We start from the raw sequence: 14,061 nt of genomic DNA, 5'->3' as shown, positions 1-14,061 counted from the left end.
CCATACGTATTCCGCGTACGACGTGTGCGCGTCCCCCATGGAGATCACCAACATGAGCAAGCGAAACAGCCAGGCGGCGAAGACGGCGGCCCGGGAGAAGCTGCGCCTCGAGCGCGAGCGCCAGGCCAAGCGCGACAAGGTCAAGCGCCAGGCCATCGTGGCCGGCTCCATCGTCGCCGTCCTCGCGATAGCCGGCGGCGTCGGCTACGCGGTCGTGCAGAACAACAAGCCGAGCTACTGGGCGGGCCTGAAGGACGCCAAGGTCGTCGCCCCGGCCAACACCACCGGCACCAAGGGCACCACTGTCGTCATCGGCAAGAGCACCGCCAAGAAGACCCTCAAGGTCTACGAGGACCCGCGCTGCCCGGTCTGCGCCCAGTTCGAGCAGACCGTCGGCTCGACCGTGAAGAAGGACACCGACGACGGCAAGTTCAAGTTCCAGTACGTCGGCGCCACGTTCATCGACGACAAGGACAACGGCCAGGGCTCCAAGAACGCGCTGAGCGCCCTGGGCGCCGCGCTGAACGTCAGCTCCGAGGCGTTCCTCGAGTACAAGACCGCGCTGTACTCGACGAAGTGGCACCCGGACGAGACGACCGACAAGTTCAAGGACGACGCCTACCTCCTCAAGGTCGCCGACACCGTTCCCGCGCTGAAGGGCAACACCGCGTTCCAGAACGCGGTGAAGAAGGGCACCTACGACGCCTGGGCGATGGCCATGTCGAAGACCTTCGACGACAACAAGGAGGGCGTGACCGGCACCCCGGGCTTCGTCATGGACGGCAAGCAGCTCAACAACGGCACCCCGCTCCTGACGGTGGCCGACTTCGACAAGGTGGTGGACGCGGCTCTCAAGGGCTGACGCCGACGGAGAATTCGGCCTCCGCGTGAAGAGCGGGCGAACTTTCGAGGTTCGCCCGCTCTCGCGCGTACCGATCAGTAACCTGTTCGGTCGTGACCAGTCGATACAGATCATCCGAGGCGTTCCAGGGCCTCAACTCTCCCTCGCCGCGCCGCCGTACGGTCGTCAAGGCCGCGGCGGCGACCGCTGTCCTGGCCGGCCCGCTCGCCGCCGCCCTGCCGGCCCGCGCCGCCACGGACGCCCCCGCCTTCCTGCACGGCGTCGCCTCCGGCGACCCGCTCCCGGACGGCGTCCTGCTGTGGACCCGGGTGACGCCCACCTCCGCGGCGATACCCGGCTCCGGCGTCGGCCCCGACACCGAAGTCAGCTGGACCGTCGCCAAGGACAAGGCGTTCACCACGATCGTCTCCAAGGGCTCTCTCACCGCGACGGCCGCCTCCGACCACACCGTGAAGGCGGACATCCGCGGCCTGGAACCGGCCACGGACTACTGGTTCCGCTTCTCCGCGGGCGGCACCGACTCGCCCGTCGCCCGTACCCGCACCGCCCCGGCCGCCAACGCCGCCGTGGCGGGCCTGCGCTTCGGCGTCGTCACCTGTGCCAACTGGGAGGCGGGCTACTTCTCGTCGTACCGCCATCTCGCGGCCCGGAACGACCTGGACGCCTGGCTGCATCTCGGTGACTACATCTACGAGTACAAGTCCGGCGAGTACGCGGCGCGCGGCACGGTCGTCCGGCCGCACTCCCCCGCGAACGAGATCATCACCCTCGCCGACTACCGCACCCGGCACGGCAAGTACAAGACCGACCCGGACCTCCAGGCCCTGCACCACAAGGCGCCGGTCGTGGCGATCTGGGACGACCACGAGTTCGCCGACAACGCCTGGTCCGGTGGCGCGGTCAACCACACCGAGGGCGCCGAGGGCACCTGGACGGCCCGTCAGGCCGCCGCGAAGCAGGCCTACTTCGAGTGGATGCCGGTACGCCCGGCGATCGAGGGCACCACCTACCGCCGGCTGCGCTTCGGCAAGCTCGCCGACCTCTCCCTGCTCGACCTGCGGTCCTTCCGTTCCCAGCAGGCGTCCACGGCCAGCGGCACGGTCGACGACCCCGACCGTACGATCACGGGACGGGCCCAACTCGACTGGCTGAAGGCCGGACTGAAGGCGTCCGACACCACCTGGCGACTGGTCGGCAACTCCGTGATGATCGCGCCGTTCGTCATCGGCTCGCTCACCGCCGACCTGCTCAAGCCGCTCGCCAAGCTGCTGGACCTGCCGCAGGACGGCATCGGCGTCAACACCGACCAGTGGGACGGCTACACCGACGACCGCCGTGAACTCCTCGCCCATCTGCGCTCGAACGCGATCGGCAACACGGTGTTCCTCACCGGCGACATCCACATGTCCTGGGCCAACGACGTGCCGGTGGACGCCGGGACGTACCCGCTGTCCGCGTCGGCCGCCACCGAGTTCGTGATCACCTCGGTGACCTCCGACAACCTCGACGACATCGTGAAGGTCCCCGAGGGCACGGTCTCCGCGATCGCCGCCCCGCTCATCCAGATCGCCAACCGGCACGTCCACTGGGTCGACACCGACCGCCACGGATACGGCGTCCTGGACATCACCGCCGACCGCGCGCAGATGGACTACTACGTCCTGTCCGACCGCACGAACGCCAACGCGACCTCGTCCTGGGCTCGTTCATACCGCACGCGCACCGGCACCCAGAAGGTCGAGCGCACCTACGACCCGGTGTAGAAAACGATTCGGGGCGTGCGGAAGATCTTGATAGCGTCAGGCGCGTTATCTGATCGTCATACCGACGGTCCGTCAGTTCCCTCACGATTGGAGTCACATGGCCACCCCCCAAAGTGTCCTGACGAAGACCGCAGTGCTCGGCGCCGCCCTGGCCCTCGCCGGACTCACCGCCACATCCGCCGAGGCGCAGGAAGCCACGGCGGCAGCGGCACCGGCGTTCGTCAACCTGACCACGGCGGAAAGCTCTCCCATATACGCCCAGCCCACTTCCTCGTCGACGAGGTACCGCACGGAGCCGCGGGGCACGACCCTGCGGATCCAGTGCTCGACCACCAAGACCCCCTCGGGGGAACGGTGGTTCAGGATCTACGACTCCAAGCCGACGTCCTGGGTGTGGTCCGGTCACTTCCCCTCGCAGGTGCACCCGCCCAAGGAGTGCTTCCCGGGCTAGGGTCTCCGACGCTCCACCACGCCGGTAGGCGCGGTTGACCGAGGTTGAACAGGCAGGCCCGGGTCGTCCAACAGATGACCCGGGCCCGTCTGTTGGACAGCCTGTCGCCCCGGTGCGCCGGAGCGCTACAGCGAGTCGAGGAAGCCGAGCGCCACCCGCCAGGTGGCCTCGGCGGCCTCCTCGTCGTAGTCGGGCAGGTCGGGGTCGGTGTAAAGGTGCCCGGCACCCGCGTACCGGTAGATCTCCACGTCGGCGCCCGCTTTGCCCATCTGCAGGTACCAGGCGCTCAGCCAGTCGTCCGTCTCGAACGGGTCCGGCTCCGCGACGTGCAACTGGACCGGCAGCTCGTCCACCGACGCGCTCTCGGCGATGTCCGACGTGCCGTGCAGGAGCAGCAGCCCACGGGCCTTCTCGTCGCCGAGCGCCAGGGTCTGCGCGATGGAGGCGCCGAGCGAGAACCCCGCGTACACCAGGCCGCGGTCGGAGTAGGGAGCGGCGGCCAGGACGGCGCGTCTGAGCAGCTCCTCCTTGCCGATCCCGTCGTTGAAGGCCATGCCCTCCTCCACGGTCTCGAAGGTGCGGCCCTCGAAGAGGTCCGGCGTCCACACCTCGTGCCCCGCGGCACGCAGCCGGTCGGCCGCCGCGCGCACCGCGGGCCGGGGCCCGTAGGTCGAGTGAAAGAGCATGATGTTCATGCGCCCCATGGTGCCAGCCAGGACTGACAGCGCCGGATCGAGGCCCGGGGACCGGGGCGACATGTTCAGGGCGGCCCCAAGCCGGTTACGGTCTCAGGCATGGAGAACGTACTGCGTCCCCTGATCGTCGTCGGTGGCTCGGTCGTGCTCACGCTGCTCATCGGATGGGCCGTGGACCGCGTACTGCGCAAGGCCGACGCCCGACACGAAGAGACCTCCCTGTGGGGCCTGCTGCGCCGCGCACGGGTCCCCTTCCAGCTCGTGCTGTTCGCCGCCCTGCTACGCGGCTCGTACGACCAGGCGAAGCTGCTCGTGGAACACCGGGTCGGCGTCGGCCGCACCCTGACCCTGATCCTCATCGGGTCCGCCGCGTGGCTCGTGATCCGCATCGCGACGGCGATCGTCGAGACCTCCTACACCCGCTACGCGAACGCCCACCGCGACCCGGCGCGGGTCCGCCGGGTGCGCACGCAAGTGACGCTGATCCAACGGGTGGTGTCCGCGATCGTCGCCGTGGTGGCCGTCGCCTCGATGCTGCTGACCTTCCCCGCGATGCGCGCGGCCGGTGCCTCGCTGCTGGCCTCGGCCGGCATCCTCGGCATCGTCGCCGGTGTCGCCGCCCAGTCCACGTTGGCGAATCTCTTCGCCGGGCTGCAGATCGCCTTCGGCGACATGGTGCGCCTCGGTGACACGGTCGTCGTGGACGGCGAGTGGGGCAGCGTCGAGGAGATCACACTGACGTTCCTGACGGTACGCACGTGGGACGAGCGCCGGATCACGATGCCGGTCTCGTACTTCACTTCCAAGCCCTTCGAGAACTGGTCCCGCGGCACGCCCCAGATGACCGGCATCGTCTTCTTCCACGTCGATCACTCGGCACCCGTCGAGGCGATGCGCGAGCAGCTCCGCGACATCCTGCGCGAGTGCCCGGCCTGGGACGGCCGCGACTACGGCCTCGCCGTCACCGACTCCACCCCCAACACCATGCAGGTGCGCGCCCTGGTGACCGCGAAGGACGCGGACGACATCTGGACGGTACGTGTCACGGTGCGCGAGCGCATGATCCGCTGGCTCACCGACGTACACCCCTACGCCCTCCCCCGCGTCAACACGGCCGAGGCGATCCTGCCCCTGCACTGGCCCAACGGCCGCCCCCACCGCCCGGACCACGACGACACCGACGGCGCGATAACCGCCCCCACGACCCCCCTCACCCCCGACCCCCCACGAACGGGCCCAGGCCGAGGCTGACCACCCAGGACCCCACCCCCGCACCCTTCGCCCCCCCGCACCGCCCGCACCGCCCGCACCGCCCGCAGGCCGCAGGCCGCAGGCCGCAGGCCGCAGGCCGCAGGCCGCAGGCCGCAGGCCGCGCAGAGTATCCGTGGTGTCTCTCCCCCGCAGCCGCCGACGGCGAATCACCCCCACAGGCGACCGTCACTTGTCAGCGGGCTGGAAACGGGCGGTGCGCGGGCGGGAGAACACCCTCAACGCAAGCTGCGCACGTCCAGGTGCCGCAGCACCCGGTCCACGATCTCCGGATCCGCCCCCGGCTCACTCCGCGCCGACAACACCTCATGCCGCGCAGCACTCAACATCTCCCCCTGAATCCGCCGCAACCGCTTCACCCGTCGAGCCCGCTGCTCATACGCCTCCCGCCGCTCCTCGTCCCCCAGATCCGGACTGATCCGCGTCCCGATGTCGAAGGCCCGCCGAATCAGCTGCTCGGACAACTCCTCCGGCAGCTCCTCCACCTCCTCGATCTCCTTGAGCCTCCGCTTCGCCGCCTTCGCCGCCCGAACCGCCAGCTCCTTCTCGAACGCCTTCTCGACATCCTCGTCGGCCCGCACCCCGAGCCTGCGCACCAGCCACGGCAGCGTGAGCCCCTGGAGCACCAACGTGGCCATGATCACCCCGAACGCGATGAAGATGATCTCGTCCCGGTCGGGAAACGGCGACCCGTCGTCCATCTTCAGCGGAATGGCCAGCGCAAGCGCCACGGACGCGACCCCCCGCATCCCCGACCACCACATGATCACGGTCTCCCGCCACGAGGTCGGAATCTCCTCGTCGTAGTCCCGTTTCGCATGCAGCCGTTTCGTCAGCCACGTCGCCGGCATCAGATACGCCAGCCGTACGAACACCACCACGGCGACGACCGCGGCGGCCCAGCCCAGCATCTCGCCCCACCGCCCCGACGCCGTCCTGATCGCGTTGTGCAGCTCGAGCCCGATCAGCCCGAACGCGACCCCGGTGACCAGCGTGTCCACCACGTCCCAGAACGTGTACCCGGCGAGCCGCGTCATGACGTCGTCGGCATCGGTGGCGTACTCCGCGAGGAACAGCGCGGTGGTGAGCACGGCGAGCACCCCCGACCCGTGCAGCTCCTCCGCCAGGACGTACGACGCGAAGGGCACCAGCAGCGTCATCCCGATCTGCAGCGTGGCGTCACCGAGCAGCGACATCAGCTTGTTCGCCGCCCACCCCAGCGCCAGCCCGATGACGACCGCGCCCACGGCGGACAGCACGAGATCGAGCCCGGCCCGCCACGGCGAGAAGGTGCCGCTCACGGCGGCGGCGATCGCGACGTGGTAGAGCACGATGGCCGTCACGTCGTTGAAGAGCCCCTCGCCCTCCAGGATCGACACCAGTCGGCGGGGCAGCCCGAGTTGCCCCGCGACGGCCGTCGCGGCGACCGGGTCGGGCGGCGCCACCAGCGCACCCAGGGCGACGGCGGCGGCGATCGGCAGCCCCGGCACGATGGCACTGGCGACGAAGGCCACGGCCGCCGTGGTGACGAACACCAGCGCCACGGCGAGCAGGAAGATCGGCCGTTTGTTGGCGGTGAACTGTCTCCACGAGGTGCGTCGCACCGAGGCGTACAGCAGCGGAGGCAGCAGCAGGGGCAGGATCAGATCCGGCGGCACGTCCACGTTGGGCACGAAGTCCAGCACGGCCAGCACGATCCCGAGGAGCGTCATCAGGACGGGCGCCGGCAGCCCGAACCGGTTCCCCACCGGGACGCTCACCACGGCCCCGAGTAGCAGCACGAACAACAGGGCCAACTGATCCACGGTCAGCGCTCCGGCAAGGTCTAGGCGATCAAGGAAGAGCCAGACCCCAAGCGTGCCACGCGCCTAGGACAATGCCCTCCCGGCAACCCGTGTGCGACGAACCCCGTCTCACAGAGCCTTGCGCATCGCCCGGTGGTCGATCCCGGCGTCGAGGAACTCCTCGCCGTACGCCACGTACCCGAGCCGCTCGTAGAACCCCATCGCCTGTGTCTGTGCGTGCAGGTCCACCGCGGCGAGCCCACGCGCGCGTGCCGCGTCCTCGATGGCCCGTACGAGGGCCACGCCGACGCCGAGCCCACGCGCCGCCTTCGTCACGGCGAGCCGGCCGAGCGAGCCGACCGTCAGGTCGCCGTCGGTCTTCGCGGCGGCCTCCGGGCCGTACAGGAGCCGCCCGGTGCCCAGCGGCACCCCGTCCTCGCGGATCGCGAGCACATGGAGGGCACCGGCGTCGTACGCGTCGTACTCGATGTCCTCGGGGACGCCCTGTTCGCCGACGAAGACCTCCTTGCGCACCGCGAAGCACGCCTCACGGTCCGCGGCGTCCTCGGCCACCCGCACCGCGTAGGAGCCGCCCCGCGCCACGTCGGACCCGCTGCGCGCCCCGTCCGAGCCGCTCACGCGTAGCTCTCCTCACGCACCTTGTCGAGCGCCTTCTGCAGGTCTTCGGGGTAGTCGCTCTCGAACTCCGCCCACTGCCCGTCCCCGGGGTGCTCGAAGCCGAGCCGCACCGCGTGCAGCCACTGCCGGGTCAGACCGAGCCGCTTGGCGATCGTCGGGTCCGCGCCGTAGGTCAGGTCCCCCACGCAGGGGTGGCGGTGGGCCGCCATGTGGACACGGATCTGATGGGTGCGGCCGGTCTCCAGCTTGATGTCGAGCAGGCTGGCCGCCCGGAAGGCCTCGATCAGGTCGTAGTGCGTGACGGACGGCTTGCCCTCGGCCGTCACCGCCCACTTGTAGTCGTGGTTCGGGTGCCGGCCGATGGGCGCGTCGATGGTGCCGCTCATCGGGTCGGGGTGCCCCTGGACCAGCGCGTTGTACCGCTTGTCGACCGTGCGTTCCTTGAACTGCCGCTTCAGTGAGGTGTACGCGCGCTCCGACTTGGCCACGACCATCAGCCCGGAGGTGCCGACGTCCAGCCGGTGCACGATGCCCTGCCGCTCGGCGGCACCCGAGGTCGAGATCCGGTACCCGGCCGCCGCGAGGCCGCCGATCACCGTCGTACCGCTCCAGCCGGGGCTCGGGTGCGCGGCCACACCGACCGGCTTGATGATCACGACGATGTCGTCGTCGTCGTGCACGATCTCCATGCCCTCGACGGGCTCGGCGACGATCTGCACGGGGGCGGGAGCCTGCGGCATCTCCACCTCGAGCCAGGCGCCGCCGTGCACCCGCTCGGACTTTCCGACCACCGAGCCGTCGACCGTGACCTTCCCCGCCGCGGCGAGCTCGGCGGCCTTCGTGCGGGAGAAGCCGAACATGCGGGAGATGGCGGCGTCGACGCGCTCGCCCTCCAGGCCGTCGGGCACGGGCAGGTTGCGGATCTCGGGAATGGTGCTCACCCGTCGAGTATGCCGGACGGGTCGGACACCGCCGGACCATCACCCGAACAGCAGTGCCCGTGGACCTGCCTCCGGACGTCCTTCCGGACGTCCTTCCAAAGGTCCGTCCAGACGTCCCGTACGCCACTCCGTGCGGGCCGATCGGCCCGCACGGACCGATCAGTCCTTGTGGACCGTGCCGTCCGGGTCGAGCCCGCGGAAGGACAGCAGCACGATCAGGATGCCGCCGCAGACGATCGCCGAGTCGGCCAGGTTGAAGACCGCGAAGTGCTTGGGCGCGATGAAGTCCACGACCGCGCCCTCGAAGATCCCGGGCGAGCGGAAGATCCGGTCGGTCAGGTTGCCGAGCGCACCGCCCAGCAGCAGACCGAGCGCGATCGCCCAGGGCAGGCTGTAGAGCTTGCGCGCGAGCCGTGCGATCACCACGATCACGGCCGCGGCGATCACCGTGAAGATGATCGTGAACGCCTCGCCGACGCCGAAGGCCGCTCCCGCGTTGCGGATCGCCTCCAGCTTCAGCCAGTCCCCGATGATCTCGATCGGCGCGTGGTGCTCCAGCTTCGCGACCACGATCAGCTTGCTGACCAGGTCGAGGACGTACGCCAGGGCGGCCACCGTGAACAGGACGGCGATCCTGCGCCTGCCCCTGGGCTCCTCGGCCGGGGCCCCGGTCCCTTCCACGCCGGACTGCTCCGGCTCGGCGCCCCCCGCTCCTGGGGTATCCGGCGTACCGATGATGCGCTCCGCCTCTGCCACGTGAGTGAGTCCCTCGACCTAGGTGCCTGACTGAGGACGAGGGTACGGCACACCCCCCGGCGCCCACGTGCTCAGGAGGCCTCCCGCGCGAATCAGTAGCGGCGTTCCTGTTTCTGCTTGCACTCGACGCACAGGGTGGCTCGCGGGAAGGCCTGCATCCGCGCCTTGCCGATGGGATCGCCGCAGTTCTCGCAGAGCCCGTAGGTACCCGCGTCGAGCCGCTCCAGCGCTCGCTCGGTCTGCTCCAGCATCTCGCGCGCGTTGGCCGCCAGGGCCATCTCGTGCTCGCGTGTGATGTTCTTCGTGCCGGTGTCCGCCTGATCGTCGCCCGCGCCGTCGCCGGAGTCGCGCATCAGGCCCGCGATCGACTCTTCGGACGACGAGATCTCGGTGCTCAGCCGCAGCGCCTCGGACTGGAGTTCGGCGCGCGCCTCCTTGACCTCCTCCGGGGTCCAGGGGTCCTCACCGGGGCGTACCGCGAGCTCGCCGGGCTCCACCGCGGCGATCCGCGCCTTGGGGACCGCAGAGGGGTTCTGCGCCGCCGTGGCCGTGCCAGGAGTCTTCTTCGCAACCACCGTCGTGGCTCCCGTCGTCTTCGCGGCCTTGGCCGCACCTTCGGCCGCGGAAGCGACCGACTTCTTCGCCGTGCTGGTGCTTTTCCTTGCCGTACCGCTGCTCTTCCTGGCCACGCTCTTCCCGTCGGCCTTCTTGGCCACCGCCTTCCGGGCGACCGCTTCCTTGGCGACCGTCTTCTTGGCGACCGCTTTCTTGGTGACTGCTTTCTTGGTGGCTCCCTTCGTAGCGACCGCTTTCCCGGTGGCCGCCTTCTTGCCGACAGCGGCTTTCGTGGCCGTCTTGGTAGGCGGCTTCGCGGCGGTCTTCGTGGCGGTGTTCACCGGGTTGGCCGCGTGCGCCACCGACGCGCTCTTCTTCCCGCCCACATCCTTGGCCGCCGGACCCGTGGATCTGTCGGACGCCGACTGCTGTACGGCGGTCTTCTTCGCCACCATGGCCGCGGCCCCTTCACATATTGTGATTTTGCGCGCAAATCGTGCTGGGACGATAAATCGACTTCTGGTCCGCGGCAACCGGGCGCACCAACGTTTCGTCCGCCCCGCGGGTCCCTCGCGAGGAACCTGCATGCGTTGTGCCCAGCTCCCCGCCGGGTAATCCGCCAGGTCCGGCGTCCCAGAATCCGGACGCCCGTGCCTCGCCGTTCGAGTCGCCGCGCCGGCCGCGGCACCACCCCGGGCGGCCCCGGCGGCGTACCCCTGAAAACCGGTCGGCCGCTGTCCGCGCGGCGCCGTACACTGGGCGCAGCGAGAAGCATGGATGGGGACGAGTAGCGGCGTACGCAGCCAGGAGCGACCCGGGGACGGTGGAAGCCCGGGGGCGAGCGCGACGCGAAGATCACCCCGGAGCCGCCGGAAGAAAGCCGCAGCGAGCGAGCAGCGGCCGGTAGAACCGGCATCGCGACCCCAATGAGGGGGCTCACTGGTGCACAGCACGCACCGGGGAGCCAAGGAGGGTGGTACCGCGGGAGCGCGCCGCGCACGGCGTCCGCAGCATCCAGGAGATGGCTGCTCAGGCTCTCGTCCCTCCGGACGGAAGGCAGAAAGTCCGCCGGAGGAAGCTCGCTGATGACAACGCCGACGTACCGCCAGGTGCCCGCCCAGGTCGACCTGCCCGCCCTCGAGCACGCCGTGCTCGACTTCTGGCGCGAGCAGAAGATCTTCGCCAAGAGCCTTGAGCAGTCCGAGGGGCACCCTGAGTGGGTGTTCTACGAGGGCCCGCCCACCGCGAACGGCATGCCGGGCGCCCACCACATCGAGGCGCGCGTCTTCAAGGACGTCTTCCCGCGCTTTCGCACCATGCGCGGCTATCACGTGGCCCGCAAGGCCGGCTGGGACTGCCACGGCCTCCCGGTCGAGCTCGCGGTGGAGAAGGAGCTCGGCTTCACGGGCAAGCAGGACATCGAGGCGTACGGCATCGCCGAGTTCAACGCCAAGTGCCGCGAGTCCGTGACCCGTCACACCGACGCGTTCACCGAACTCACGAACCGCATGGGCTACTGGGTCGACCTGGACGACGCGTACCGCACGATGGACCCCGAGTACGTGGAGTCCGTGTGGTGGTCGCTCAAGGAGATCTTCAACAAGGGTCTGCTGGTCCAGGACTACCGCGTGGCCCCGTGGTGCCCGCGCGACGAGACGGGTCTGTCGGACCACGAGCTGGCGCAGGGCTACGAGACGGTCGTCGACCCGTCCGTGTACGTCCGTTTCCCGCTCACCTCCGGTCCGCTGGCCGGCCAGGCCTCGCTCCTGGTGTGGACGACGACCCCGTGGACGCTGGTCTCCAACACCGCGGTCGCCGCGCACCCCGAGGTCACCTACGTTGTGGCGACGAACGGCGAGGAGAAGTTCGTCGTCGCCGCGCCGCTCGTCGAGAAGGCGCTCGGCGAGGGCTGGGAGACCACCGGTGAGACCTTCACCGGCGCCGAGATGGAGCGCTGGACGTATCAACGTCCGTTCGAGCTCGTCGAGTTCCCCACGGACGTGGAAACCCACTACGTGGTCAACGCCGAGTACGTGACGACCGAGGACGGTACGGGTCTGGTCCACCAGTCCCCCGCCTTCGGCGAGGACGACCTCAAGGTGTGCCGGGCGTACGGACTGCCGGTGGTGAACCCCGTCCGCCCGAACGGCACTTTCGAGGAGAGCGTCCCGCTCGTCGGCGGTGTCTTCTTCAAGAAGGCGGACGAAAAGCTCACCGAGGACCTCCAGCAGCGCGGTCTGCTCTTCAAGCACATCCCGTACGAGCACAGCTACCCGCACTGCTGGCGCTGCCACACCGCGCTCCTCTACTACGCGCAGCCGTCCTGGTACATCCGCACCACCGCCATCAAGGACCGTCTCCTCCAGGAGAACGAGAAGACCAACTGGTTCCCGGACTCCGTCAAGCACGGCCGCTTCGGCGACTGGCTGAACAACAACGTCGACTGGGCGCTGTCCCGCAGCCGCTACTGGGGCACCCCGCTCCCGCTGTGGCGCTGCGAGGAGGGCCATCTCACCTGTGTCGGCTCCCGCGCCGAGCTCTCCGAGCTGACGGGCACCGACCAGTCGAACCTGGACCCGCACCGCCCGTTCATCGACGAGGTCACCTTCGCGTGCCCGCAGGACGGCTGCGGACGGACGGCGACCCGCGTGCCGGAGGTCATCGACGCCTGGTACGACTCGGGTTCGATGCCGTTCGCGCAGTGGGGCTACCCGTACAAGAACAAGGAGCTCTTCGAGAGCCGCTACCCGGCGCAGTTCATCTCGGAGGCCATCGACCAGACCCGCGGCTGGTTCTACACCCTCATGGCGGTCGGCACCCTCGTCTTCGACAAGTCGTCGTACGAGAACGTCGTGTGCCTGGGCCACATCCTCGCCGAGGACGGCCGCAAGATGTCCAAGCACCTGGGCAACATCCTGCAGCCGATCCCGCTGATGGATCAGCACGGCGCGGACGCGGTGCGCTGGTTCATGGCTGCCGGCGGCTCCCCCTGGGCGGCCCGCCGCGTCGGGCACGGCACCATCCAGGAGGTGGTGCGCAAGACGCTCCTCACCTACTGGAACACCGTCGCCTTCCAGGCCCTGTACGCCCGCACCTCCGACTGGGCCCCCTCCGAGGCCGATCCGGCTCCGGCCGACCGTCCGGTCCTCGACCGCTGGCTGCTCTCCGAGCTGCACGCGCTCACCGACCAGGTCACCCAGGCACTGGAGGCGTATGACACCCAGCGTGCCGGAAAGCTCCTCTCCGCGTTCGTCGACGACCTCTCGAACTGGTACGTGCGCCGCTCCCGCCGCCGCTTCTGGCAGGGCGACAAGGCCGCGCTGCGCACCCTGCACGAGGTCGTGGAGACCATCACGCGGCTGATGGCCCCGCTGACCCCGTTCATCACCGAGCGGGTCTGGCAGGACCTGATCGTCCCCGTGACGCCGGGCGCCCCCGAGTCCGTACACCTGTCCTCGTGGCCGGAGGCGGACCTGTCCGCCATCGACCCCGAGCTGTCGCGACAGATGGTCCTCGTGAGGCGTCTCGTGGAGCTGGGCCGCGCCACGCGCGCGGAGTCGGGCGTCAAGACGCGCCAGCCGCTGTCCCGCGCGCTGGTCGGGGCGATCGGCTTCGAGTCCCTCGACGGGGAGCTGCACGCGCAGATCACCGAAGAGCTGAATGTCACTTCCCTCGCCTCCCTCTCCGAGGTGGGCGGCTCGCTGGTCGACACCACGGCCAAGGCGAACTTCCGCGCGCTGGGCAAGCGCTTCGGCAAGGGCGTCCAGGCGGTCGCCAAGGTGATCGCCGAGACGGACGCGGCGGCCCTCTCCCTCGCCCTGCGCGAGGGCACCGCCTCGGTGGAGGTCGACGGGGAGACGGTGACGCTGGCCGCGGACGAGGTCATCATCACGGAGACCCCGCGCGAGGGGTGGTCGGTGGCGTCCGACTCGGGTGCCACGGTCGCCCTCGACCTGGAGATCACCGAGGAGCTGCGGCAGGCGGGCCTCGCCCGTGACGCGATCCGGCTGATCCAGGAGGCCCGCAAGAACAGCGGCCTCGACGTGGCCGACCGGATCGCTCTGCGCTGGACGTCCACCGACCCGGCCGTCATCGCCGCCCTGAACGAGCACGCCGCGCTGATCGCCGACGAGGTCCTCGCCACCGACTTCGCCCAGGACGAGGCCGACGACACCTACGGCGACCCGTTCACCGACGAGGGCCTGTCCCTCACCTTCCGCCTCCGCAAGGCGTAGCCCCGGGCGGGTTCGTCGGCTGCGGCCCGGTGGGGGCCGATCGCGCAGTTCCCCGCGCCGATGGGGGGCCGGGGCTGCGCCCCGGCCCCCCATCGGCCTGACGGCCTCGTC

General features: G+C 69.8%; 11 protein-coding genes. 5 read left to right on the top strand and 6 right to left on the bottom strand.

Going from position 1 to position 14,061, the window contains the following annotated elements:
- Window positions 1–52: 52 nt before the first annotated feature.
- From AQJ27_RS07860 to AQJ27_RS07850, 3 genes are all read left to right on the top strand, one after another.
- The gene (locus AQJ27_RS07860; protein ID WP_067364786.1) at window positions 53–862 is read left to right on the top strand and encodes a thioredoxin domain-containing protein; all 810 of its coding nucleotides are present in this window, start codon (window positions 53–55) and stop codon (window positions 860–862) included.
- Window positions 863–954: 92 nt separating this feature from the next.
- Window positions 955–2,625, top strand: a complete 1,671-nt coding sequence (locus tag AQJ27_RS07855; protein ID WP_067363775.1) for an alkaline phosphatase D family protein — start codon at window positions 955–957, stop codon at window positions 2,623–2,625.
- 97 nt (window positions 2,626–2,722) lie between these two features.
- The gene (locus AQJ27_RS07850; RefSeq protein ID WP_054231476.1) at window positions 2,723–3,076 is read left to right on the top strand and encodes a hypothetical protein; all 354 of its coding nucleotides are present in this window, start codon (window positions 2,723–2,725) and stop codon (window positions 3,074–3,076) included.
- 125 nt (window positions 3,077–3,201) lie between these two features.
- Here AQJ27_RS07850 and AQJ27_RS07845 read toward each other — a convergent pair whose 3' ends face one another.
- Window positions 3,202–3,771 (bottom strand): dienelactone hydrolase family protein, encoded by a 570-nt coding sequence (locus AQJ27_RS07845; RefSeq protein WP_067364783.1) that lies wholly within the window; start codon window positions 3,769–3,771, stop codon window positions 3,202–3,204.
- Between the two features lie 99 nt (window positions 3,772–3,870).
- On the opposite strand from AQJ27_RS07845, the gene AQJ27_RS07840 reads away from it, so the two are divergent.
- Complete coding sequence (locus tag AQJ27_RS07840; protein ID WP_067363772.1) at window positions 3,871–5,022, top strand: mechanosensitive ion channel family protein; 1,152 nt, start codon at window positions 3,871–3,873, stop codon at window positions 5,020–5,022.
- A 236-nt stretch (window positions 5,023–5,258) separates the two neighbouring features.
- Here AQJ27_RS07840 and AQJ27_RS07835 read toward each other — a convergent pair whose 3' ends face one another.
- From AQJ27_RS07835 to AQJ27_RS07815, 5 genes are all read right to left on the bottom strand, one after another.
- Window positions 5,259–6,845, bottom strand: coding sequence for a Na+/H+ antiporter (locus AQJ27_RS07835; RefSeq protein ID WP_067363771.1), 1,587 nt, complete (start codon window positions 6,843–6,845; stop codon window positions 5,259–5,261).
- A 108-nt stretch (window positions 6,846–6,953) separates the two neighbouring features.
- Window positions 6,954–7,463: a GNAT family N-acetyltransferase gene (locus tag AQJ27_RS07830; protein ID WP_425275190.1), complete on the bottom strand. Its 510-nt coding sequence runs from the start codon at window positions 7,461–7,463 to the stop codon at window positions 6,954–6,956.
- Window positions 7,460–8,404, bottom strand: a complete 945-nt coding sequence (locus AQJ27_RS07825) for an RluA family pseudouridine synthase (protein WP_067363769.1) — start codon at window positions 8,402–8,404, stop codon at window positions 7,460–7,462. The genes AQJ27_RS07830 and AQJ27_RS07825 overlap by 4 nt, the downstream gene beginning before the upstream one ends.
- Window positions 8,405–8,563: 159 nt before the next feature.
- Window positions 8,564–9,160, bottom strand: a complete 597-nt coding sequence (lspA, locus tag AQJ27_RS07820) for a signal peptidase II (protein WP_067363767.1) — start codon at window positions 9,158–9,160, stop codon at window positions 8,564–8,566.
- 92 nt (window positions 9,161–9,252) lie between these two features.
- Window positions 9,253–10,170 carry a TraR/DksA family transcriptional regulator gene (locus AQJ27_RS07815; RefSeq protein WP_067363763.1) on the bottom strand — a complete coding sequence of 306 codons (918 nt, stop codon included), beginning with the start codon at window positions 10,168–10,170 and terminating at the stop codon, window positions 9,253–9,255.
- A gap of 630 nt (window positions 10,171–10,800) precedes the next feature.
- On the opposite strand from AQJ27_RS07815, the gene ileS reads away from it, so the two are divergent.
- On the top strand, window positions 10,801–13,950 hold the full coding sequence (gene ileS, locus AQJ27_RS07810) for an isoleucine--tRNA ligase (RefSeq protein WP_067363760.1): 3,150 nt from the start codon (window positions 10,801–10,803) through the stop codon (window positions 13,948–13,950).
- Window positions 13,951–14,061: the final 111 nt, after the last annotated feature.

It is taken from the genome of Streptomyces olivochromogenes (assembly GCF_001514115.1).
Classification (GTDB): domain Bacteria; phylum Actinomycetota; class Actinomycetes; order Streptomycetales; family Streptomycetaceae; genus Streptomyces; species Streptomyces olivochromogenes.
The sequence above is the reverse complement of the archived record's forward strand: the minus strand, read 5'-3'. Positions and strand labels throughout refer to the sequence as shown.

Excerpts from the sequence above, each read along its gene's own strand:
- ileS (WP_067363760.1), top strand. The coding sequence starts at position 10,801 with ATGACAACGCCGACGTACCGCCAGGTGCCCGCCCAGGTCGACCTGCCC.
- AQJ27_RS07860 (WP_067364786.1), top strand. The coding sequence starts at position 53 with ATGAGCAAGCGAAACAGCCAGGCGGCGAAGACGGCGGCCCGGGAGAAG.
- AQJ27_RS07815 (WP_067363763.1), bottom strand. The coding sequence starts at position 10,170 with ATGGTGGCGAAGAAGACCGCCGTACAGCAGTCGGCGTCCGACAGATCC.
- AQJ27_RS07850 (WP_054231476.1), top strand. The coding sequence starts at position 2,723 with ATGGCCACCCCCCAAAGTGTCCTGACGAAGACCGCAGTGCTCGGCGCC.
- AQJ27_RS07840 (WP_067363772.1), top strand. The coding sequence starts at position 3,871 with ATGGAGAACGTACTGCGTCCCCTGATCGTCGTCGGTGGCTCGGTCGTG.
- AQJ27_RS07845 (WP_067364783.1), bottom strand. The coding sequence starts at position 3,771 with ATGAACATCATGCTCTTTCACTCGACCTACGGGCCCCGGCCCGCGGTG.